The sequence below is a fragment of the Paludisphaera borealis genome (assembly GCF_001956985.1).
Lineage (GTDB): Bacteria > Planctomycetota > Planctomycetia > Isosphaerales > Isosphaeraceae > Paludisphaera > Paludisphaera borealis.
Genome location: NZ_CP019082.1, coordinates 6,643,184 through 6,665,497 on the forward strand (window position 1 = coordinate 6,643,184; position 22,314 = coordinate 6,665,497).

A 22,314-nucleotide genomic window follows, 5' to 3' on the forward strand; every position below is an offset into this window, starting at 1 on the left:
CAAAAAACACCTAATTATCATCTTCATCGTTCACCTGGATTCAAGGGGTGTTTCGGCAGGGTGGAGGCGTCACGATCCGAGGTTGGGCTTTCGGCTCGATTGCAGAGCGTGTTCGTCGGGCGTGCGGCCCAGGACGATCGTGAACTCGGCGACCAGCTCGCCGATCTTCGAGCCCGGGATCGGCTTGAAGTCGGTCATCAGCAGCTCGCGGTCGAACACGCCGATCCCGCCTCGCACCACGCCGTCGACCTCGTTGCCCGGGTGGCCGGCGATGTTGATCTGGGAGGTGAGGAGCGTGCGATCCCCCTTCTTGACCTTGAAGTGGATATGAGGCGCGGGACGTCCCGGATAGGGGACCGGTTTGATGGTGCGGAATCGGTACTCGCCCGTCGATCCGGTCGTGAACCGGCCGAAACCCTGGAAGTTCTTGTCTTGCTGATCGACCTTCTGACCGCTGTCGGTGGTGTGGAGGTAGACCGCGTTGGCGTCGCACTGCCAGATCTCGATCGTCGCATCGCGGACCGGGCTGCCGGTCACGTCGAGGACGCGGCCGGTCAGGTGGGTGATTTCGCCGACCGCCGGCGTGATGCCGTCCTTGATGATGATCAGGTCGTTGTCGGTGTCGAGCGGCAGCTTGTCCGGGTAGAACGGGCCCTCGGTCCGCGACGGCGTGCGGGCCAGTTCCTCGGCGAACAACCCCCGCGTGGTGAAGAACGCCGCGCTCGCGGAGCACGCTCCGAGAAACGCCCGACGGCTTGCATGACGATCGTGAGAAAGCATGGGAAGAGTCTCCTGATGGTCATCGGAATGAGACGAATCTACGGTTTCACCCAACCCCTTGTCTTGATGGCGTCGATTCTAATCTCATCGGCCCTCGTCCTCCCGTAACAGTCTGTAAACACGGATACGGAACGAGCGGACGGATTTTGGACTTGCCTTGCTCAGGGCGACGAAGGCGTCGCCACTGGCTCGCTCACGGCCCGGATCATGGCCGCCGCCGACCTTCGGCCAAAAAGTCGTTGGGACCATCGCATGTAAGGGTATCCAACCAGGGTGAGCAACGCGTGGGGGCGAGAGTAAGCCAGAATGTCGTACCAGACCTCGTCGCGGTTGCGGTCCCACTCGATCAAGAAGCGCTCTTCGCCCGCCCCCACATGATCAGGGAGCGTCCCATAGGCAAAACCGAAGCGTCCGATGGGATCCGCTTCATCGACGACGTAGACCACCCGGCAGGCGTTCAGCCACCAGACGCCGAGCCGTTGGGCGACGATTGCGACCACCGTTCCGGGGACGATTGGCGCGTCGGCGGGCTGCACCTCAGCCCATCCGATGCGAAACTGTTCCCAGCGCCGCAGCGCGGCCTTCGCTCGCTCGAACACTTCTACGCCCTGGCCGATCCTCACTCGGGTATGATTCAGCCGATAACCCAATGGGAGCGCGCCGGCTGTCGCGCCGACCGGCGCATAGGTGAATTCGCCCTTCGATTGCTGCTTCAGGAACTTCTTGATCAGTTCGGCAGACGGTTTGCGAAAGGTTTTCATCGCGACCGCTTTCAAGAGGGAGTGCTGCTCGCCGGTGTGGATCGAAGGGAGTTCGAGAGGCCCGCCTTGCTATCCGGGAGACCCGCAACTATGTGCCCAATGATCTCCGAAACGCGACCCCTCATCTTCGTGGCCGGAGCCAGCGGCTACATAGGCGGACGGCTCGTCCCCGCGCTGGAGCATGCCCGAGTGCCGCTTCGATGCCTCGCCCGCGATCCGGACAAGCTGCGATCCATCGTAGGGCCCGAGACCGAGGTGGTCGCCGGTGACGTCCTGGATCGCGGGTCGCTGGATCAAGCCCTGCGGCGAGTGGAAACGGCCTACTACCTGGTTCATCTGATGTCGAGCTCGAAGGATTTTGAGAACGAAGACCGTAGGGCCGCGACCAACTTCGCCGCCGCAGCAAAGGCGGCCGGGGTCGCGCGGATCGTCTATCTCGGCGGCCTGGGCGACGACTCCGATCCGCACCTCTCCCCGCATCTTCGGAGCCGTCACGAGGTCGGCGAGATCCTCCGAGATTCGGGTGTCGAGACAATCGAGTTTCGGGCGTCGGCGATCCTGGGGGAAGGAAGCCTATCGTACGACATGGTCAAGACCCTGACCGAGCGACTGCCGGTGATGATCTGCCCACGCTGGCTCTCTACCCCGACCCAGCCGATCGCCGTAGCCGACGTCGTGTCGTATCTCCTCAAAGCAAAAGATCTTCCGAAGACGGGCAGCCGGACTTACGAGATCGGCGGGACCGACGTGGTGAAGTACAGCGACCTGATCCGTGAGTATGCGCGACAAAAGGGGCTGCATCGGGTCTTGATCCCGGTACCCGTCCTCTCGCCCTGGTTCTCAGGGCTCTGGCTCGCCCTCGTCACTCCTTCGCGATTCGAAGTCGGCAGGCATCTGGTCGAGGGGCTCAAGAACCCCACGGTCGTTCGCGACCGAAGCTCGCTGAACGATTTCTCGATCCGGCCTGTCGGTGTATCCGAGGCGATCCGCCGGGCGATCGCCCAGGCCAACGGACGGTCGGGTTGAATTCAGACGAGCAGGATCTTCGGCCCGTTCTCGATCACGACGACGTCGCCCTTGGCCATCTGCCGACGCTTGCGCAGCTCGACCTCGCCGTTGACCCGGATCGCCCCGTCGGCGATGAGGTTCTTGGCCTCGCCGCCGCTGAGGACGCATCCCGCCAGCTTCAGCACCTGGGACAGGTTGATGGGTCGGTCGCCGACTTCCACACGGAACTCTTCGGTGTCGCTCATCGAGGGTTTTTCTCCGGGGCGGGTTGCAGGCCGCCCAGCCTGTCGAGCTGCTGATCGATTGTCTTGTCGATCGTATCGCCGATCCTCTGTTCGATCTTCTGCCGGGCCTTGACGGCCTGCCCCTGGATCTGGTTGACGCGACCTTGAACCTGTCCGGCTCGCCCCTGAGCCTGCTTGGTCAGGTTCTGCTTGACGCCCCCCACGACATCGGAGACGGCGTTCTGGATTCGCTTCTTGTCCTTGTCGACGAGCTGACGAATGGTGGAGGCCTTCTGATCGGGATCGGTGTCGAGCGACTCGACGACGACCTGCTCGACCGCCTGCTTGCCTTGATCCACGATGGAGTCGAGCACCGACCGAGGACCGGCCTGGGCAGGTTGCGCGGGAGCTTCGAGCGCCGGCGTCTCGTCGCCACGGCCGGCGACGGGCCGGACGGCGGCGTCGCGCGTCGATGCGGGCTTCACCGGCTGAACCACGGACGCGGCGACGACCGGTGCTGAGGCTGGGCTCTCAGGAGCGGGGGCCGGGGCGGGCTCGTCCGAGTCCGCGACGGACTGGCCGTTGGAACCGTCGGCCGCGTTCCAAAAGGGTTGCAGGATACGCCGCACCTCGCCGGGCAGGACCGGCCCGAGTGTATTCATGACGCTGCCGACGACCCGGCCGCTGGGGCTCGCGAAGATCGGCTCGCGGGTGTTGGGAGAGACGCTGACGATCAGCAGAGTCAGCAAGATCCCGACTCCCGCCCCCTCGACGCCGCCAAGCATCATGCCGAGATGGCGGTCGAAGGCGTCGAATTTGAGCTTGTGAATAGTGCCTCGAACCATCCATGCAGCGAAGAATACACCGCCGGAGACGACCGCGTAAGCGACGGCCATCGAGAGCGCCCGGGTCGTCTCGGCGGGGCCAGGCAGCAGGGGGGCGATCTGCGCCGAGATCGGGTAGGCGAACAGGTAGCCCAGGACGAGTGAGCCGATGCTCGCAAGCTGCCAGGTAATCCCGCGCCACGCGCCTCGGATCATCCCGCCGATCAAGACGACCGCCATGGCCGCATCGTAAATCGTCATCCCTGATCCTCCATACCGAGCGTACATTCGGTCTTCGACGCACGACTCGCGCACGCGTCCCATCTCCTTCCATCCGGACAGGCCGCGGCATCGTAACGGAGCGATCCGATCCCGTGAAGGGAACTTCCAACGACCCGCAGCCCTCCGATCCCGGCCGACTCAATCGCTCCGAATAAAGCCGTCAGCCGGGCCGAATTGGCTTCGCTCGCGCCGAAAAACAGCCTCGCCCGCCTCTTCCTCAACGGCCCCCGCCGCCTGAGCGCTCCCACGAGCCCGCCCCGTGCGATTGGGTTCGTTCGACCTCGACCCGCCGCCTCGAATTTCAGCGTAACACTTTTACACAAATCAATTTGGAACTGAGAATCAAATTGGCTTCGATCACGCGAAAAAGCGGCCACTCGGCTTGCTCTGAAACAGACGTCCCAGGAATGCGACTGCCGTAAGCTCCATGGGTGCCACGGGTTCCGTACTCGGACCCCGTGCTGGACCAAGCCTCGCCTACACGGGGTCCGAGTACGGAACCCGTGGCACCCCAAGAGGTTCCGTGATCCTCGACTCCATTTTCATGAGGTCGGGCGCCCCAAACTGGCGGCATGGCGATTCGTTCGGTCGTCGCTCGCGAGATTGTTCCTATCGTTGCCGCGATAGGATAGAAGGAGACGGGCCAAGCCGGCGAATCGTCGGCTGCTGGAGCGTTGGGTTCGTTCGCGCCGATTCTTGGCGTCGCGAGTCGCTCCAGGCTGCTGGAGCGTTGGGTTCGTTCGCGCCGATTCTTGGTGCCACCAGCTGCTCAGCACGGTTGTTCCAACGTCGAATTATCAAAGACCGCCTGCCGTTCGGAGAGTCCTCCATCTGGGAACATACTCCCGATCGCTTCGAAGCCTTGTGAACCTCATCACAATTCTCCCTCGCTCCAATCCGAGCGATCGACAAAAGCGGCGGGATCATCCGAATCGGCCCGAATCCCGAATACGAACCACAATGACGCCTTCGGGACACCCGGCCTCATGAAAATGGGGGGCTTTTCGCATGGCGTCACGACCGGGTCCGGTAGGCGCGTCCCTACGGCAAACCACGGACCGGAATTTCCAGAGCAGCCCGAAGCGGCAGCGAGTGAATCGATTCGAATGGCCGACCGGAAATTCACTCGCTGCCGCTTCGGGCTCGTATCCGGACCCGGACCACTCCGAGCCCAATTTTCATGAGACCGGTTGTCTTCACAGCGTCATGATGGATTGAAGTCGGAGTCAAACCGTCTCGCGATCATGGACGATCGGCTGCGGCCGGCCTTTCCAGACGGTCGGGCGGCCGAGGAGGTTGCGGAGCAGGGCGTACCACTGGATGGCCACGAGGACGAAGACGCCAAGGGGGTGGAGGATCGCGCCGGCGAGCGGTAGGCGGAAGCGAGCGACGGCGGCGAATCGAGGCAGCCAGGCGGCGCAGACGGCGCATGCCAGGAGGCTCCACTCGACCGCGCTCCATGGTCGGGGCCAGCCGGCGACGGCCGGAACGATCAGCAGAAACGGGAGAATCTGACCGCCCAGCAAGATGGTCGTCATCGGCACGATCAGGCGCGGTGCCGCGAGGGCTTCGCCGGCGTTCTTGGCGAGGCCGTTCCAGACGTCGCGGGCGGTCTGGTAGAGCCGGCATTCGGCCAGGTCGGTGGCGTCGAAGAGATCGTTCCTCAGACCGGCCGCGCGGAACAGTCGAGGCATCTGGAGGCCGTCGTGCCACGACGCGCGGATCGCCGCGTGTCCCCCGGCGCGGAAGTACGAATCGCGGCGGGCGACGATAAGCTGGCCGCAGCCGGCCGACAGCGACGGCATCCGCGTGCGTCTCATGCTCGGGATCGGCATGAAGCCTAGCATGACGAAGTGGATCAGCGGAATCAGCAGCTTCTCCAGAAATCCCAACGTCTCCTGGTGGGGAATCCCGCTGGCGAGATCGGCCCCGCTCGCCGCCAGAAACGCCGACATCCGCCCCAGCGCGTCGGGCGCGAGCCGAACGTCGGCGTCGAGGAAGACCAATACGGGATGACGCGCCTCGTGAGCCAGCGCCCAGCAGGCGTACTGCTTGCCGCACCAGCCCGGCGGAAGCGCGGCCCCCGCGATCAGGCGAACCCGGTCGTCCCGGCTCGCGATGGCTTCGACGATCTCGGCCGTCGCGTCTCCCGAATGGTCGTCGAGGACCAGCACTTCGAATTCAATCCCCTGGTTCGCCAGCACGGCGCGGACCGCATCGCCGATCAGAAGCTCCTCATCGCGCGCAGGGATCAAGACCGAGAGGGGCAGGGCGGCCCCCGGTGGCTCCCCGAGCGGAGGCGGCCGGTACGCGCCGAGATTGACCAGGAAAATCAGCGCCGGCAAGAGGGCGAGAGCCAGGCAGATGGCGAGAAAGAGCGTCATGGTTGGGATTCGCCGGTCGGTTGGTGGGCTTGGTGGTCGGCGATGAACGGCTTGCCGCGAATCGCCGCCAGGAATCTGCGGCCGACGTCATAGAAGCCGCCGACGCCCGCCGTTCCGCCGATCAAGACGTTGAAGGCCTCGGGATCGCGACGGCAAGCCGATTCGGCGAGGTGATTCTGCACGGCTTCGAGGGCCGATTCGATGCGTCGGGTCCAGCCTTCCGACGATTCCGCCGCCCCATCGCCGACGTCTATGAGCGGACCGAACCGCACGAGCAGCTCGGGGAGCCGATCGTTCCAGAACGGGTACTCAATCGCCAGCGGAACGACCGAGACGCGCGACGCGCGATGGAGCAGGTGGCCAATCCCTACCTTGAGGCGGGTCGGTCGGTCGCGAACGTCGGCGAACCGCCCCTGGGCGGTGATCCACAACACCGACTCGGGCCTGGCGAGGACGGCGTTGCACTTCCGGAGAAAGACGAGGCTCCCGCGCGTGGTTCCCAGCTCGATCCCGAAGATCCCCAGCCACTCCATGAACCGATATTGCGCCAGCCCGCCCGCGTCCATCGGGGCGTAGTGCGCCCGCGCATCCGGCATCAGTCCGGAGAGCACGACCGCCGTCAACGGGTCCCACCACGAGGGGTGATTCATCGCGACGATCAAAGGGCCGTCGGGCAGGTCCGGCAAGGTTCCGCCCGCGTCGATCCGCATCGCGTGGAAGTTCTTGCTGATGTAGCGTCGAGCGTACTTGCGGAAGCCGCGAAAGAGTCGCGCCGATCGGCGTGGCAGAGCGTCGAGCGATCGCGACGTCATGAGACGGCCGTGTGCGCGGAGGAGTTGGCGTCTAGGGAAACCGCCCCGCCCCGGCGTTCGACGACCCCGTCTTGATCGAGGGCGTCGGCCGCAATCCAGCCCGACATCAGGACCATCGGCATTCCGGGTCCGGGGTGCGCGGCGCCACCGGCGAGATAAAGCCCCGGGACGTCCGGGCTGCGATTCGCCGGTTTGAACGCCCCGTTGAGCCGACCGTGGCTGGCCAGGCCGTAGATCGCGCCGTCGAGCACGCGGTAACGGTCGTGGATGTCTTGAGGCGTCAGCCGGCGTTCGACCTTGATCCGGCTTTCGAGGTCCGTCATCCCGGCGGTCTTCGCGAGTTTGTCGAGGATGGTCCGGCGGTACGCGGGATAGAGCGCATCCCAGTCGTGATGCGACCGCAGATAGGGCGTGTGAACCAGGACGTAAAGCGCCTCGCCCCCTTCGGGCGCGACGTCGGGGTCGGTGGCCGCCGGCGCGCAGAGGTAGCAGGTCGGGTCGGGGGCCGGCTCGCCCTTGCGGTAGATGAAGTCGAACTCCTCGTGCGGATCGCGTGAGAAGACGAAGTTATGGTGGAGCAATTGCTCGTAGCGGCGGTCGAGGCCGAGGTACATCACGACGCCCGAGCAGGCCGGCTCGTAGCGTCGCCGGCGCTCGAACCGCGAAGCGGCGGGGCGGCCGGCGAGCAGTTCGCGATGGGTCCGGACCGAGTCGCTGTTCGAGACCACCGCCCCGAGCGGAATGCGCCGGCCGTCGTCGAGGTCGACGCCCTCGACGCGGCCTTCCGCGTCGGTCGCAATCGAATCGACCGACGCGCCGACGACGAACTCGACGCCCAGGTCGCCGGCCAGGCGAACCAGAGCGTCGGCAACGGCGCGGGTTCCGCCACGCGGATACCAGACGCCCTCGCCGGTCTGCATCCGCGCGATGCCGCAAAGGACCGTCGGCGAGAGGTCCGGCGCCGAGCCGACGTACTGCGTGAAGTGGTCGAGCATCTGGGCGACGCGCGGGTCGCGCGCATAGCTCCGGATCGTCGCGCCCATCGTGCTCCACGGCCGCATGGCAATGAGGTCGCCGAGGGTCGAGAGGTTGAAGGTGGCCGAGGGATCGAACATATCGCGGACCGACCCGATCGACCGCCAGAAGTAATAGCGTCGCGAGATGTCGTCGAGCCGCTCCGAGAGGTCGAGGAAACCGCGATAGCCCGCCGACGCCGCGCCGCCGGGGGCGAACGCGTCGAGGGTCGAGGCCATGGCGGCGACGTCGGCGTGCAGGTCGAGGGTCGCGCCGTCGTCGAAGAACGACCGCCACTGGGGGTCGAGCGGGATCAGGTCCAGCTCGTCCTTGAGGTCGCGCCCGGCCTCGGCGAAGATCTTCGCCAGGACGGAGGGCATCAGCAGGATCGTCGGCCCCATGTCGAACCGGTAGCCGCCCTCGGTCAGGACGGCCGCCTTGCCGCCGAGCCAGGGGTTCTTCTCGAACAGGACGACGTCGTACCCGCGCGCGGCCAGCGTGCAGGCCGAGGCCAGCCCGCCCAGCCCGCCGCCGACGACCCCGATGCGTTCCGACTTGCTCATATCAGGCTCCTTACAAAGATCAGGCGACGCCGATCAGTGCGGCGGCCGTCGCGCGGCGATCCGACACCTCGCCGTCGACGACGACCGGCACGCCGAGGTCTTCGCCGATCAGCCGCGAGGTGATCCGGGCCGACTCGTAGATGACAGGCAACCCGCTCCCCGGATGCGTCCCGCCGCCGACGAGGTAGACCGATTCGAGGCCCTCGAAGCGGTTGCGAGGGCGCAGGTAAAGCATCTGCGACAGGTTGTGCGCCAGGTTGAACGTGGCGCCCAGGTGGATTTCATGCTGCTGGTCCCAGTCGGCGGGCGTCACCTGGCGCTCGAAGACGATCCGCTCCGCCACGTCGTCGAGGCCGATCTTGGCGAGTTGCCGCAGCGCGAGCTTGCGGAACCGAGGCGCCTCGCGGGCCCAATCGACGTTCGAATGCTGATGCGTGACCGGCAAGAGGACGTAGAGCGTGCTCTTGCCCGGGGGCGCGAGCGACGGGTCGGTGACGCAGGCGTTCTGAACGTAGAACGACGGATCGTCCGACAGGACGTGGCGCGTCTCGATGTCGTCGAGGTTGGCAAGGTAGTCGTCGGCCAGGTGGATCGTGTGATGCGCCAGGTCGTCGTACCGGCCCTCGATACCGAGATAGAGCATGTAGGTGGAGCACGAGAACCGCTTGCGCGCGATCTTTCGGTCGGACCATCGCGGACGAAGATGGTTCGGCACCAGCCGCTTCATGGCTCGGGCGAAGTCGGCGTTGATGACGAGGGCGTCGGCGTGGTGGACGCCCGACCGCGATCGAACGCCGACGGCCTTGCGGCCTTCGAAGAGGATTTCCTCGACCTCGTCGTCCAGCGAGATCGTCGCGCCCAGGCTCTCGGCGACGCGGGCCATCGCCTGCGAGACCGCGCCGCAGCCGCCCACCGGATGGTGGACGCCGTACTCGTATTCGAGGAACGAGAGGATCGAGAACAGGCTCGGGCAGTTGAACGGCGACATGCCGAGATACTTGGATTGGAACGTCATCGCGAGGCGGACGCGGGGGTCGTCGAAATAGCGCTTCAGCTCGCCGTCGAGCGAGAGCCATGGGCGGAGGATCGGCAACATCTTCGCGAGCCGGGGCGAGAGCATGTCGCGCCATCGCAGGAAGGGCGATTCGAGGACGGTGCGGAACGCGTTCATCTTCACCCGGTTGTCGTCGAGGAACCGGCGAAGCTGGAGGGCGTCGCGTGGCGAGAAGGCTGCGATCTCCCGCTCCATCCGCTCGACGTCGGGAGTCGCCTTGATCTCCCCCCCCGCGCCGAAGACGAGGTGGTACTGGGGGTCGAGGCGGATCATCGTCGTTTCCTGGTGGAGGTCGCGACCGACCGCCGCGAAGATCGATTCCAGGACGCGGGGGTAAAGGAAGAACGTCGGCCCGAGGTCGAACCGGAAGCCGTCAGCCTCGAAGGTCGACGTGCGACCGCCGACGTAAGGCTGCCGCTCCAAGACCGTCACCTTGCAACCGGCCGCCGCGAGCAGCATGGCCGCGGCCAGCCCCCCCGGCCCCGCCCCGACGATGACGACTCGCTTGCTGTCTGCTGGCGCTGGCATCGTCCTCTCGCCCCTCTCGTTTCGATTCATCGAATCGTCATCCGTGCAGGAGGGTTGTAAGGCGAGGGCCCGTCAACCGTCAAGGAAGCCCGGAAAAATCCCTTCGGGCCTCGGCGGGCGAACGTCACGCCCTCGTCACTCCTCGTCGGAGATCAGACGGGCGATCGGCCGGGTCGCCGGCGTGTGCTCGAGAATGATCTTGAAGATCACCGTCAGCGGCACCGCGAGCACCATGCCGACCAGTCCCCAGAGCAGGCTCCAGAACGCCAGGCCGATCAGCACGATCAACGGACTAAGGCCGAGCGCCTTGCCGGTCATCGCCGGCTCGATCACGTTCGAGGTGACTCCGTTAATCGTGATCAAGATCAGCGTGAAAACGATCGGCGGCCACATCGAGTCGAACTCCAGAAACGCGAGCGTGACCGGCGGAACCACGGCGATCAAGGGGCCGATGTACGGCAGGAAGTTGCCGAAGAACGTGATCACGGCCCAGGTAGCCGCGCCGGTGATCCCGAACCCCCAGCACAGCAGGCCGATCGGGACGGCGACCAGCAGGCTGGCCTTCACCTTCACCGCCAGATACTCGGAGATCGCGTGGTTGATCGACTCGACGACTTCCATGATCCCTTGCGCCCGCCCCGTCGAGAAGCTGGCGGTGATCCGCTGGGGCAGCCGCGACGCCGACTGGAGCAGGAAGATCATGTAGAAGGCGATCACGACCGATTCGAGCGAGATCGACACGAACGCCGACGCCGCTCCGCGCACCAGCCGCTGGGAAAGCTCGCTGGTGAGCGAGTCCTCGGGTTCGACCGCCTTGGCGTCGGGGTTCGACCTCTGGAACCGGGACGTAAACGAGTTGGACAGCTCGCGGAACCGGCTCTCCAGCTCGGCCTCGCGCTGCTGGTAGATCGGCAGTTTGGCGTCGATCTCGACGACGTCGCGGTAGACCATCCGCGTCAGGAGTAGAATTCCCAGCGTGAAGCCGATCGCGATCGAGAGGAACGACAGCACCGGCCACATCTTCCGGCGCAGGCGATTATACAGCGGCAGGAACAGGTAGCAGAGCAGGACGGCGATCAAGAGCGGACGGAGGACCGGCTCAAGTCGTTCGAGCAGATAGAGACTCGTCGCGATAATGACCAGCACGAAGGCGAGCATCCGCACGCCGCTGAGGCTCGGAGCGCGTTGCAACAGAGCCGCGCCGGCGGTCTCGCCCGGCTTCGGCGCGGCTGCGTCCAGGATCGATCCCAGGTCGTCGTCGGCGGCTCCAGGGTCGGCGGCGGCGGTCGCGTGGTTCTCCAAGGCGGGAACGCTCCTTGAGTCAGCTTCTCGTCGTGAGCGCGGGGGCCAGCCAGGACCGAAGCTCGGGCGCGCCGAGCTTGGCGCGGAAGTCTTCAAGGGCGGCGTCGAGCGAACGCATCAGGCCCGGCTTGCACGATTCGAGACGGTCGATCAGGAGGCCCGCGTTCAGAGGGCGGGGCGCGCCCTGGCCCAGTTCGGCCGTCGGCGTCGCCGTGATCAGGCTCTCATCGAGATCGAAGGCGCGAGCGATGGCGCGGGCAAACCGAACCCGATCCATGATCTCCGGACCGACGACGTGGATCAGGCCCGAGGCGCCCGCCTCGACCAGCAGCAGCACCGCGCGCGCCACGTCGGGCCCGTAGCTCGGGCTCGAGACCTGATCGCTCGGGCAAATCATCGGCTTGCCTTGCTCAAGAGCGCGGATGAGCTGGTAGGAGAAGTTCTTGCCCTGTCGCTCGGGGCCGTAGACCCAGCAGGTCCGGACCGTGAGCAGCCGGTCGCCCAGGACCTCCGCGAGCGCGACCTCAGCGTCGTACTTAGCTTGCCCGTAGACGGAGAGCGGGTTCGTGGGCGCGTCTTCGGAGTACCGCCCTTTCACACCGTCGAAGACGTAGTCGGTCGAGAAGTAGACGAATCGCGCGCCCAGATCGGCCGCGGTCCGGGCGACGTGCAGCGGCTGTTCGAGGTTCGCCGCGTAGGCCCGCGCCTTGTCGCGCTCGCAGCCGTCAACCCAGGTGAAACCCGCGGGGTAGAAGACCACGTCGGGCCGCTCCGCGCGCAAGAGAGCCGTGACGGCGTCAAGGTCCGCCGCGTCGAGCGCGATCAGGTCCGAGAACGCCTGGCTGGAATAGGTGCCGACCGCCTGGTGCCCGCGCTCGGCGAGATACCGGAACAGCCATCCCCCGATCTGTCCCGACCCGCCGACCACCACGGCCCGCAACGGAGTCTCTGCCTTGGCGTCCCATTGAGCGGAAAAAACGGCAGGTCGAGCCACCGAAAACTGTGTCGACATTCCGAACAAGACCTCCCCGTTCTCTCGAATCCCCAGACGACCAACTCCGCCGCCGTCCGGCCCGAACGCGCGACTTCCGCACCGCCGGCGCGAGGGTGCTTTCAATGGCCCCCGGCGGCGGCTGCCATGATAGCAAAGACGTCGCACTGCGACACCTTTCGATTTTCTCAGACCCTCTTTTCGAAATGAAAAACCCGGCGACGAGGTCGCCGGGCGTTTGACCGATCTTCGGGGTCGAATCAGGTGTTTTTGGTGCCGAAGGCGTGACTGCCGGCGGGTCCGAACGCGGCGACGTACGACGGCAAGATGCCGGTCGTCGTGGTGCTGGTGCGGGCCAGGGTCTGGATGCGAACTTGCTCGAGATTGCTCTGCAGCTCTTGCTGCGTGGTCGAGTTGGCGACCGCGTTCTCGAGGAGTTCCGCGACCGACAGGTTGCCGACGGACTCAGAGCTGGAAGCCGGGTTGAGCGTCGTCAGCGCGGTGCGGTTGGAGAGACCGGCGCCGCCGGTCGGGTTATTGGTGCTGAGGCCGCCGCCGTAGGGAAGCTTGAACTCTAGCGAGGCGATCTTGGCGTCGAGCTTCGCCAGCGCGGTTCCGTTGCCGTACGACCAGTCGTTGCCCCCCGTGCCGTAGGTACCGACTCCGATCTTGGCGTCGAAGGTGTCCGTGAAGCCCTTCTGCTGGTTGTAAAGGTTCAGCACGCTCTTGTTGAAATTCAGGATCGCTGTGTTGATCTGGCTCTGGACGTTGCTGTACGTCCGACTCGTCAGGACAAGCGCGCCCTTGAAGCCGAGCGTGTTGCTCCCGCCCAAAGCAGCGGGGAACCTGAACCCGCCGCTGAGCAAGGCTCGTTCTTCAAGGATCGCGACGTGACCGGGAACAAAGTGGTGCTTCTTCATGGGTTCCTCTCTAAGTCGGCCGATCAGAGCAAGTATCCGCATCAAAGCGGACCCGAAACTCAGTCGAAAACTCGCGGTGGATCACGACCCAACCGCTTGCGGAAACACCGGCGAACACCAGCCAGGAAGTCGTTCGCTCATCGAGCGGAGCGACTTGCCGTCGGGACGACGCCCCAATTGCTTGGCTGCCTCAATGGATTTCGCATCGCGGCCATGACGTCTACTTAAGAGCGAGTCCCTCTTGTCGCATCCTCCAACGAGTCGAAGACTTCGCCCCCAGTAGGCCGCATGGTCGCCAACCTGCGTGAGTATTGGTGTACTAGAATTCCTGCGTAATCATTGGCGTATCAGGATTTCAGGTGCCATTCTCGCCACACGGAGGTAAGCTTGCATACGGCTGATCTCTTGGACTCCAGCCGCAAATCATGGATGCACGGCCGAGAACGACCTCACTTCCGACAAACTCCGGCGCACCCTCCGGATAACCCTCATAATCCCTAATTCCCTTTCATCTTGCAAATTAAACCTCGATCGAAGAATAATTTTTGGGATTTCGGAACTGTTCTGGAACCGACAAGCGTGCCGCCAGTCTCGAACCCGTCTGCGTGTTGCGCGCAAGCCCACCCTTAAGGCTTTCGTTCAATTCCGTTTAGGACGAATCCTGGCCGATTTCGGGTGCGTCGATGACCGAAGTGCCGTCTCCCATGAGCCGGAGTCCGGAAATGAACCAACAGCTCATCGCCGACAGGACGAACGACGAAGCGATTGAATCGCTGCTTGGACTGGCGCGCAATGGATCGATCGAGGCCCTCGGAGATCTCTTCGAGATGACCCGGGAGCACCTCTTACATGCCGCCAGCCACGAACTGCCCATGGACCTGAGAGCCAAACAAGGCGCATCGGATCTCGTGCAGGAGACGTTCCTTGTAGCGCATCGCCTGTTCCACCGGTTCGAGGGGCGAACTTCGGCCGAGTTGTTGCTCTGGCTGAAGGCGATCCTGCGGAACACATCGGCCCATCTGCGACGGAGTTATCGCACGGCCCGCCGCGCCGCCTTCCGCGAGGTGCCGATGGACGCCGCCTCGTCGTTGACGGCCGACCTGAGCGCTTCCGATTCCACTCCGAGCGCCCTGATTCAGCGTGAGGAGACGGCGACGATGTTGCGGGCCGCGACGGAACGACTGCCGGCCCGTGATCGCCAGGTGCTCCTGTTGAAGCACCATGACGAGTTGACCTTCGAGGAAGTCGGCCAGCGGCTGGCGATCTCGACGGTCGCCGCGCGGAAGGCCTGGCTGCGAGCCATCGAACGGCTTCGCGAGCAGCTCGAACTGGAACAGGTCTGAGCCGGCGCGGGGATCGCGAGCGGACGGGGGCCGAGGCCCGACCGCCCTCGGGCCGCTCGACTACGCTCGGACGGAGGATCTACTCAGGCGAAACCTTTGGCGAAACGGCGCCCTCGGCTTCCTTGAGCAGCTCGGTTTCCGCCCGTCGCCTGTTGGGTTCGCTGGCGGCTTCCCCCGCGGCCCCGGTGGGTCGGCCCTGGGATTCCCAGATGCGAAACGCCCGCAAGTTGACTTCGGCCGTGATCTCGGCCTCCGCCTGGAACCAGTTGGGCTCGCGGACGGCCTCGCCCGCCTCGCCCTCGGGGCTGCCTTGCGATTTCCAGATCGCGAACGCCCGAAGCTCGGTCAAGCGTCGAAATTCCGGCGACGGTTCGGGCGCGGGCGGCGGCGCGGCGGTCTGCTTTTCCACGACTCCGGGCGCGGAAGTCGCGTCGCTCCGCGGCGCGCCGACCCAAGGCTTGCTCGCCGGCCGGTTGCGCTCCGGAGCGGTTCGACTTTCGCCGTGTCGCCAGCTCCAGGAGGCCAGGGCCACTCCGACCGCGACGGTCGGCAGTCCGATCGCCAGTGGAAGCAACCACCGGGAGCGGCCGGCCGACGACGCCAGAGCCGCGTCGAGGTCGCGCAAGAAATCCGAGAGCTTGGAATAGCGATTCCCAGGGTCCTGCGCCAGCGCCTTGGCCAAGACCGAATCGACCTGCCTGGCGAGCTTCGGATTGATCTCCGAGGGGGGGATGAACAGCCCCAGCACGCGCTTCCTCGTGAGCAGCTCGTAGGCCAGGGCCGCGAGCGAGTACTGGTCGGAGCGCTCGTCGACTTCGAGTGCGTTCTGTTGTTCCGGAGACGCGTAGCCGACGGTGCCGAGCCCGCAATTGGTCGCGGTCAACAGGCCCTTCTGGCTCTGGACGACCGCGAGTCCGAAATCCGCGACCTTGACCAGCGACTCGGTCGGCATGAGGATGTTTTCGGGCTTCAGATCACGATGCAAGATACCCTTGAGCTGGAGGCAGACCAGGGCCTCGCCGATCTGCGAGACGACCGCGCGGACCTTGGCCACCGCCAGCGGCGGACCGCCCCGCATCAGCCTGCGGAGGTCCCCTCCTTCAATGTATTCCGTGACCAGATACGGAACGCCGGAGTCCGCCGTCGTCCCGAAATCGAGAACCGTCAGGATGTGCGGATGGGAGACCATCGCCAGCAGCTCGGCTTCGCGGCGGAACCGCTCGCGACACGACTCGGCGTCCACGCCGTCGGGAATCGCCAGCACCTTGACGCAGACGTCCCGGCCGAGGGCGTGCTGACGAGCCAGGTAAACCCTCCCCATCCCCCCTCGGCCCAGTGCGCGGAGCACCTGATAGCCCGGAATCTCGGGGAGCAGACCGGCGTCGGAGGTTTCGCGAATCGGCACGGCGAATCCTCCCTACCAAGACGGGTGACATCCACGGACGGAACGGCGACGAAATCCAGCACGGACGCTTGATCGACAGCAACGCGTTAAGACAGTTTCATACTTCTCGAACATGCTGACTCAGGTTTAACCCAATCTTCCCCCGACATGCAAGTCCGTCGTCGAAATGGGAATTCGAAGGCGATCCGTTTCGTACGGCAAGCCCCCGAGTCGAAACAACCGCATCCGACGTCTGGCGTCGTCCGGAACGGCCGAGTACACTCGTCGGAGGCATTGATCGAGAGAGCGACGGAAACCGCCGAGTTTCGGCGTCGGATCGTCGGCAGCGAGCGAGGATCGGGAGGCTTGATGAGCTTGATGACGACGCCGTTGGTGTGGGCGCAGTCGGGAGGTTCGGGGGCTTCGACGAATCCGGCGGCGACGGCTTATCTGGCGCTTCGTCGCTGGTGCGGCGGGCTGACGTTGTCGTCGCCTCAGCCGGTTCCCGGCTTCGAGGGGCTCTGGATCTTCCTGGGGGCGCTCGGGGCTCTCGTGTTGATCGGGCTGGCGCTGCAAGGGGCGGGCCCGCTTCTCAAGCAGCTTTGCGACGTTCCAGGGCACGTCCGGCTGGCTCAGGCCGCCGCCGCGCGGGTCTGGCGGGCGGGTCGGCTGGTGGTCGCGGCCATCGGCTTCACGGTGATGTCGTGGACCGGCGCTCTGACTCTGGCGTTCTTCTTCGAGAACCAGGACCGGGGCCGAAGCGACTTGCTGCTCCTCTTCCGGACCAGGAGCCGGAGCGAGCTGGCCCTTGAGCAAGGGCTGACGGCCGCCTTGACGCCGTTGCGCGACCTCGCCGGCCTGGCCGACAACCTTCCCGCGCTGCTCGCCGCGATCTGGCTGGTCTTCCGATTCGCGTCGGGCGTGCGACCGATGTTCGTGGTCGCGACCAATGCTTCGGCCCAAGCCGCCGCGCCGAGATTCTCGATCCGGGACCGAAGAACGATCGACGGCTGGGCGACCGTCGTGTGGACCTGCGCCGGGCTCTATGCAGTCTACCGGATCGTCGCCAAGGCCGCCGGCAGCGCCGAGCTTCCGGTCGGAAACTGCCTGGTCCTGGAAACGCTGATCGTCCCGGCCTTGATGCTCTTCTGCGACGGCTTCCTCCTGGCGTGGGTGCTGGTCGAGCTGCGCGACGCCGGTTCCGACGTTCGCGGAGAGACGCGCCTTGATCCCACTCAGGCGTTGAAACTGATGCCGGCCGCGGCGTTGGGGTGCCTGCTGGCCTTGCCGGCGCGCTACATGGCGACGGCGGTCTTCCTCGCGTCTCAGCACGTCCCCTCGAAGGTGCTGGCGACGACGGTCGGCCGCTACATCCGCTGGCAACTTGGCTGGGGGCTCGTCGACCTCCAAGGGGCCTCGCTGGTGCTCGTCGGGGCCGTCGGGGTCATCGCCTGGAGTCGCGGCTCCCTCGCCGAGACGTTCCACGGATACCGCCGGCTGCTGGCCCGCGAGACCGGTAGGCTGGTGGTCGGGCTGGCGGTCGCCGGCCTCGGCTGCGCGGCGGCGGCCGGTACGACGTACTTGCTGGTCTTCCTGCTGCCGCCGGCTGGATGGGTGCTGGCGGCGGCCGACAGCTACGCCCACTACGCGACGATGCCCATCGGCCTCTGGACGCTCTCAGCCCTCGTCACGCTCGCCGAGCGATCGTTGCCGATCGCGGCCGCCGCTTCCGATCCGCTCCCGGCGCTCGACGTCGTCGCTCCCGCTCCCGAGGGTTCCGAGGAGCCGGACGCGGAGCCGATCGCCGGACCGTGAAGGTCGTCAAAACGGCGTTCCACAGCAAGGCGATCATCGAAAGGCGCGGCGTTTGCTGATGATGGAACGAGGAGGGTAAGTTGGAACCACAAAGACCGCCGTCCGCGAAAATCCGAGGCTGAGTTTTCACAATCCCGCGTTCCGGGTCGTACACTACATAGAGAGAGCGTTGCGAACCGGGCCGCGATCGGTGCGACCGCGGCGTCGCGAGGCGCCTGGCTCGCTTGACAGAAGAACAACGCCGCAGTTGTAATGACGTACAGCGGCCTGGGCTCGCCGACGGCGGACGCCCAGTCGACTCGAATGGTCATCCAACGGAGACCTTATCGTCCGGCTCCCGGACTTTTTCGCTTGGTCGGCGATCGCTCACGGCGATCGGATCGGCTGGGCCTTTCCCGTCGCGTCGAACACGTTGACAATTCGGCCGAGACCTCAACCGGAACGAGGCTAACGCCCCTCCGTGCCGCGAGTGTTCGATGGGACGACTTGCGGACGGAATCGACCGATTCGCAGCGTCGGCTTCCTCTCGGTCGGCCAACAACCCGAACGATCGGCATTCAGGAGGATTCCAGCCATGTCCGCAGGATCGGATCTGATCTCGCTCATCGCTCGTCGCCAGAATCTCGACGACTACAAGCAGAAGCACTGGACGGGCAGCTTCGCCGAGTACCTGGACCTCGTCAAACGCGACCCCAAGGTCACGCGCACCGCGTATCAGCGGCTGTACGACATGATCTTGTCCAAGGGCACTGAGGAAATCGTCGTCAACAAGGAGAAGCTGCTCCAGTACAAGTTCTTCGAAGACCCGGACGCCAACGGCGAGGACGCCATCTTCGGGCTCGAGCGAACCCTGATCAGCCTGGTCAACATCCTCAAGAGCGCCGCGCACGGCTACGGCACCGAGCGCCGCGTGCTGCTGCTGCACGGCCCGGTCGGCAGCTCCAAGAGCACGCTCGCCCGGTTGATCAAGAAGGGGATTGAACGGTACTCGAAGATCGAGGAAGGCCGGCTGTTCACCTACGGGTGGAAGGATGACGGCGACGGCGCGGAAGAATACCTCGAATGCCCGATGCACGAGGAGCCGCTGCACCTGATCCCGCCCGAGCACCGCGCGGAAATCGTCTCGTTGCTGACCGACGAGGAGATCCCGCGCGTCTACGACCTGAAGATCGAAGGGGACCTCTGCCCATTCTGCCGGCAGATGTTCAACGAGCGGATGGAGCGGTACAACGGCGACTGGTCGCGCGTCGTCCAGGACGTCCGGGTGCGCCGGCTGATCCTCTCCGAGCAGGACCGGATCGGAATCGGCACGTTCCAGCCGAAGGACGAGAAGAACCAGGACGCGACCGAGCTGACCGGCGACATCAACTACCGCAAGATCGCCGAGTACGGCACCGAGAGCGACCCCCGGGCGTTCAACTTCGACGGTGAATTCAACATCGCCAACCGTGGGGTGATCGAGTTCATCGAGGTCCTCAAGCTCGACGTCGCGTTCTTGTACGACCTTCTGGGCGCCAGCCAGGAACACAAGATCAAGCCCAAGAAGTTCGCGCAGACCGACATCGACGAGGTCATCATCGGGCACACCAACGAGCCCGAGTACAAGCGGCTCCAGTCGAACGAGTTCATGGAAGCCCTGCGCGACCGGACGGTAAAGATCGACGTCCCGTACGTGACTCGCTTGCAGGACGAGATCCAGATCTACCAGAAGGACTACAACGAGCGGAAGGTGCGCGGCAAGCGGCTGGCCCCGCACACGCTGGAAGTGGCGGCCATGTGGGCGGTTCTGACCCGGCTCGAAGAGCCCAAGAATGCCGGCCTGACGCTCATGCAGAAGCTCAAGCTCTACAACGGCAAGACCCTGCCGGGGTTCACCGAAGACAACATCAAGGAGCTGCGCGAGGAGTCGGAGCGCGAGGGGATGCTGGGCATCAGCCCGCGGTACGTGCAGGACAAGATCTCCAACGCATTGGTGGCGCATCCCACCGAGCGCTCGATCAACCCGTTCATGGTTCTCAACGAGTTGGAGACGGGGCTCAAGCACCACTCGCTGATCAACAGCGACGAGACCCGCAAACACTACCGCCACCTGCTGTCGCTGGTGAAGGAGGAGTACGAGGACATCGTGAAGAACGAAGTCCAGCGGGCGATCGCCGCCGATGAAGACGCCCTGACCCGGCTCTGCGGCAACTACATCGACAACGTCAAGGCGTACACCCAGCGCGAGAAGGTCAAGAACAAGTACACCGGGCAGACCGAGGAGCCCGACGAGCGGCTGATGCGGTCGATCGAAGAGAAGATCGACATCCCCGAGAGCCGCAAGGACGACTTCCGTCGCGAGATCATGAACTACATCGGCGCCTTGGCCCTCGACGGCAAGAAGTTCGACTACCGGACCAACGAACGGCTCCAGAAGGCGCTCGAGCTGAAACTGTTCCAGGATCAGAAGGATACGATCAAATTGACGACCCTGGTGTCGAGCGTGGTCGACAAGGACACACAGGAAAAGATCGACATCGTCAAGGCTCGGCTGATCCGCAACTACGGTTACGACGAAGATTCGGCGACCGACGTGCTCAATTACGTCGCCAGCATCTTCGCCCGAGGCGACGTCAAGCGCGGCGGTCATTGACGACCGCCGCCGCGAGCCCCACCGGCCGCCGCCGTCCGGATCAGGACGGCGGCGGCCGAACGGCTTGAAGCGCGAGCGACGGGCGCCCGCTGCTGAAAACCTGGGCGACATGATGCCGCGAGGCGACAACGCCTGCGACCCCGGCGGAAGTGCGATACTGTCCTTGAATCGAAAGGGCGTCGCGGTCTACAATTTGCTGTTGAGATCGAATACCTCTTTTGGATCGGAAACCGGGATCGCGACCGTCGCGAGCAGCAACCTCGTCACCCCACCTCCACCCGACGCCGGTCTGCGACGTTTTTCTTTCTGATCCGCACCCGCGTACGCACAACCTGATCTTTGCCATCTGAATGCCGGTCGGATCGTGGATCTCTCCGGGATGCGGGCCATCTGGCCTGCGCCGAGGGGGAGCCCGTCGCGGGGATGAGACGTCCGCGCCCGGGTCGGAAGCGGTTCGGTCCGGCTCAACAACGAGCACGCCCGGCCTCGCCAAGGGATGGAGGAGCGAAGCCGGGTCGGTCCGGGCGCGGTCGATGCGTCGGCCATTCTCGTCAACCCAACCCACTGAGCGGCGGGGGCAAATCAGCCGTGGTCCGAAAAATCGATCGAGATTCCAGTCGGTTCAAGCAAATCGTCCGCGGGAAGATCAAGTCCGACCTGCGCAAGTACATCACGCACGGCGAACTGATCGGCAAGTCGGGCGGCGAGTTCGTGTCGATCCCACTCCCCCAGATCGAGATCCCCGAGTTCCGCTACGGCGACAAGAACCGCGGGGGCGTGGGGCAGGGGCCGGGCGACGTCGGCACGCCGATCGGCCGCTCCGGCGACGGCGAACCAGGGCAGGGCGCCGGCGAGGCCCCCGGCCACCACATCCTCGAAGTCGAGTTGACCCTCGACGACCTGGCGCAGATCCTCGGCGAGGAGCTCGCGCTGCCCCGGATCGAGCCCAAGGGGCGCGCCAACATCATCGAGGAAAAAGACAAATACACCGGCATCCGCCAGGCCGGCCCCGAGAGCCTCCGCCACTTCAAGCGGACCTACAAGAAGGCCCTCAAGCGGCAGATCGCCTCCAGCCAGTACGACCCCCGCGACCCCCTGGTCATCCCGATCCGCGAGGACAAGCTCTACCGGTCGTGGAACCCGATCACCTCGCCCCAGTTCAACGCCGTGGTCCTCTACCTGATGGACGTGTCGGGCTCGATGACCGACGACCAGAAGGAGATCGTCCGGACCGAGGCGTTCTGGATCGACACCTGGCTCAAGAGCCAGTACGACGGCGTGACCACCCGCTACATCATCCACGACGCCGTCGCCCGCGAGGTCGACGAGCACACCTTCTACCACACCCGCGAGAGCGGCGGCACGCGGATCAGCTCGGCCTACAACCTCGCCAACAAGCTGATCGACGAGTTCCATTCGCCGATCGACTGGAACATCTACGTCCTCCATTTCTCGGACGGCGACAACTGGGGCGAAGACAACCGCCAGTGCATCAGCCTGCTCCGCGACCAGCTCCTCCCCAAATGCAACCTGTTCTGCTACGGACAGGTCGAAAGCCCCTACGGATCGGGCGAGTTCTACCGCGAACTCGAAGAAGCGTTCGACGATGTTCCGAACATGGCCCTCTCCGAGATACGTAATAAGGAAGGGATCTACGACTCGATCAAGGAGTTCCTGGGACGAGGACGCTAAA

Annotated in this window: 17 protein-coding genes; 5 read left to right on the top strand and 12 right to left on the bottom strand. The window is 65.0% G+C overall.

Going from position 1 to position 22,314, the window contains the following annotated elements:
• Positions 1-69: 69 nt before the first annotated feature.
• Positions 70-780 (bottom strand): dioxygenase family protein, encoded by a 711-nt coding sequence (locus tag BSF38_RS25735; protein ID WP_076349919.1) that lies wholly within the window; start codon positions 778-780, stop codon positions 70-72.
• Positions 781-941: 161 nt separating this feature from the next.
• The gene (locus BSF38_RS25740; protein ID WP_210405648.1) at positions 942-1,556 is read right to left on the bottom strand and encodes a DUF1990 family protein; all 615 of its coding nucleotides are present in this window, start codon (positions 1,554-1,556) and stop codon (positions 942-944) included.
• Between the two features lie 84 nt (positions 1,557-1,640).
• Between BSF38_RS25740 and BSF38_RS25745 the strand changes: the two genes are divergently transcribed.
• The gene (locus BSF38_RS25745) at positions 1,641-2,567 is read left to right on the top strand and encodes an NAD(P)H-binding protein (RefSeq protein ID WP_237170945.1); all 927 of its coding nucleotides are present in this window, start codon (positions 1,641-1,643) and stop codon (positions 2,565-2,567) included.
• A gap of 2 nt (positions 2,568-2,569) precedes the next feature.
• Here BSF38_RS25745 and BSF38_RS25750 read toward each other — a convergent pair whose 3' ends face one another.
• The 9 genes from BSF38_RS25750 to BSF38_RS25790 form a co-directional block, all read right to left on the bottom strand.
• On the bottom strand, positions 2,570-2,794 hold the full coding sequence (locus tag BSF38_RS25750; RefSeq protein WP_076349922.1) for an RNA-binding S4 domain-containing protein: 225 nt from the start codon (positions 2,792-2,794) through the stop codon (positions 2,570-2,572).
• Positions 2,791-3,858 carry a CvpA family protein gene (locus BSF38_RS25755; RefSeq protein ID WP_076349923.1) on the bottom strand — a complete coding sequence of 356 codons (1,068 nt, stop codon included), beginning with the start codon at positions 3,856-3,858 and terminating at the stop codon, positions 2,791-2,793. The genes BSF38_RS25750 and BSF38_RS25755 overlap by 4 nt, the downstream gene beginning before the upstream one ends.
• Before the next feature lie 1,247 nt (positions 3,859-5,105).
• Complete coding sequence (locus BSF38_RS25760; RefSeq protein ID WP_076349924.1) at positions 5,106-6,263, bottom strand: glycosyltransferase family 2 protein; 1,158 nt, start codon at positions 6,261-6,263, stop codon at positions 5,106-5,108.
• Positions 6,260-7,075, bottom strand: coding sequence for a lysophospholipid acyltransferase family protein (locus tag BSF38_RS25765; protein ID WP_076349925.1), 816 nt, complete (start codon positions 7,073-7,075; stop codon positions 6,260-6,262). The genes BSF38_RS25760 and BSF38_RS25765 overlap by 4 nt, the downstream gene beginning before the upstream one ends.
• A complete protein-coding gene (locus tag BSF38_RS25770) occupies positions 7,072-8,652 on the bottom strand; it encodes a phytoene desaturase family protein (RefSeq protein ID WP_076349926.1) in 1,581 nt (526 codons plus the stop codon). The genes BSF38_RS25765 and BSF38_RS25770 overlap by 4 nt, the downstream gene beginning before the upstream one ends.
• 19 nt (positions 8,653-8,671) lie before the next feature.
• A complete protein-coding gene (gene crtI, locus BSF38_RS25775; protein WP_076349927.1) occupies positions 8,672-10,234 on the bottom strand; it encodes a phytoene desaturase family protein in 1,563 nt (520 codons plus the stop codon).
• 135 nt (positions 10,235-10,369) lie between these two features.
• Complete coding sequence (locus BSF38_RS25780) at positions 10,370-11,536, bottom strand: AI-2E family transporter (protein WP_076349928.1); 1,167 nt, start codon at positions 11,534-11,536, stop codon at positions 10,370-10,372.
• A 19-nt stretch (positions 11,537-11,555) separates the two neighbouring features.
• On the bottom strand, positions 11,556-12,548 hold the full coding sequence (locus BSF38_RS25785) for an SDR family oxidoreductase (protein ID WP_083713480.1): 993 nt from the start codon (positions 12,546-12,548) through the stop codon (positions 11,556-11,558).
• Between the two features lie 239 nt (positions 12,549-12,787).
• Complete coding sequence (locus BSF38_RS25790; RefSeq protein WP_076349929.1) at positions 12,788-13,447, bottom strand: hypothetical protein; 660 nt, start codon at positions 13,445-13,447, stop codon at positions 12,788-12,790.
• Between the two features lie 722 nt (positions 13,448-14,169).
• Here BSF38_RS25790 and BSF38_RS25795 point away from each other — a divergent pair.
• Positions 14,170-14,790 carry a sigma-70 family RNA polymerase sigma factor gene (locus tag BSF38_RS25795; protein ID WP_168189460.1) on the top strand — a complete coding sequence of 207 codons (621 nt, stop codon included), beginning with the start codon at positions 14,170-14,172 and terminating at the stop codon, positions 14,788-14,790.
• 79 nt (positions 14,791-14,869) lie between these two features.
• On the opposite strand, the gene BSF38_RS25800 is transcribed toward BSF38_RS25795, so the two are convergent.
• Positions 14,870-16,195, bottom strand: a complete 1,326-nt coding sequence (locus BSF38_RS25800) for a serine/threonine-protein kinase (protein WP_076349931.1) — start codon at positions 16,193-16,195, stop codon at positions 14,870-14,872.
• Between the two features lie 348 nt (positions 16,196-16,543).
• Here BSF38_RS25800 and BSF38_RS25805 point away from each other — a divergent pair, with 348 nt between their 5' ends.
• The 3 genes from BSF38_RS25805 (at position 16,544) to BSF38_RS25815 (ending at position 22,313) form a co-directional block, all read left to right on the top strand.
• Positions 16,544-17,989: a hypothetical protein gene (locus BSF38_RS25805; RefSeq protein WP_145952328.1), complete on the top strand. Its 1,446-nt coding sequence runs from the start codon at positions 16,544-16,546 to the stop codon at positions 17,987-17,989.
• 574 nt (positions 17,990-18,563) lie between these two features.
• Positions 18,564-20,621 carry a PrkA family serine protein kinase gene (locus BSF38_RS25810; RefSeq protein WP_076349933.1) on the top strand — a complete coding sequence of 686 codons (2,058 nt, stop codon included), beginning with the start codon at positions 18,564-18,566 and terminating at the stop codon, positions 20,619-20,621.
• A gap of 588 nt (positions 20,622-21,209) precedes the next feature.
• Positions 21,210-22,313: a DUF444 family protein gene (locus tag BSF38_RS25815; RefSeq protein ID WP_076349934.1), complete on the top strand. Its 1,104-nt coding sequence runs from the start codon at positions 21,210-21,212 to the stop codon at positions 22,311-22,313.
• The last annotated feature ends 1 nt before the right edge of the window (position 22,314 follow it).

Excerpts from the sequence above, each read along its gene's own strand:
- BSF38_RS25810 (WP_076349933.1), top strand. The coding sequence starts at position 18,564 with ATGTCCGCAGGATCGGATCTGATCTCGCTCATCGCTCGTCGCCAGAAT.
- crtI (WP_076349927.1), bottom strand. The coding sequence starts at position 10,234 with ATGCCAGCGCCAGCAGACAGCAAGCGAGTCGTCATCGTCGGGGCGGGG.
- BSF38_RS25760 (WP_076349924.1), bottom strand. The coding sequence starts at position 6,263 with ATGACGCTCTTTCTCGCCATCTGCCTGGCTCTCGCCCTCTTGCCGGCG.
- BSF38_RS25735 (WP_076349919.1), bottom strand. The coding sequence starts at position 780 with ATGCTTTCTCACGATCGTCATGCAAGCCGTCGGGCGTTTCTCGGAGCG.
- BSF38_RS25785 (WP_083713480.1), bottom strand. The coding sequence starts at position 12,548 with ATGTCGACACAGTTTTCGGTGGCTCGACCTGCCGTTTTTTCCGCTCAA.
- BSF38_RS25805 (WP_145952328.1), top strand. The coding sequence starts at position 16,544 with ATGAGCTTGATGACGACGCCGTTGGTGTGGGCGCAGTCGGGAGGTTCG.
- BSF38_RS25770 (WP_076349926.1), bottom strand. The coding sequence starts at position 8,652 with ATGAGCAAGTCGGAACGCATCGGGGTCGTCGGCGGCGGGCTGGGCGGG.
- BSF38_RS25790 (WP_076349929.1), bottom strand. The coding sequence starts at position 13,447 with ATGAAGAAGCACCACTTTGTTCCCGGTCACGTCGCGATCCTTGAAGAA.
- BSF38_RS25765 (WP_076349925.1), bottom strand. The coding sequence starts at position 7,075 with ATGACGTCGCGATCGCTCGACGCTCTGCCACGCCGATCGGCGCGACTC.
- BSF38_RS25745 (WP_237170945.1), top strand. The coding sequence starts at position 1,641 with ATGATCTCCGAAACGCGACCCCTCATCTTCGTGGCCGGAGCCAGCGGC.
- BSF38_RS25750 (WP_076349922.1), bottom strand. The coding sequence starts at position 2,794 with ATGAGCGACACCGAAGAGTTCCGTGTGGAAGTCGGCGACCGACCCATC.
- BSF38_RS25795 (WP_168189460.1), top strand. The coding sequence starts at position 14,170 with ATGAACCAACAGCTCATCGCCGACAGGACGAACGACGAAGCGATTGAA.
- BSF38_RS25755 (WP_076349923.1), bottom strand. The coding sequence starts at position 3,858 with ATGACGATTTACGATGCGGCCATGGCGGTCGTCTTGATCGGCGGGATG.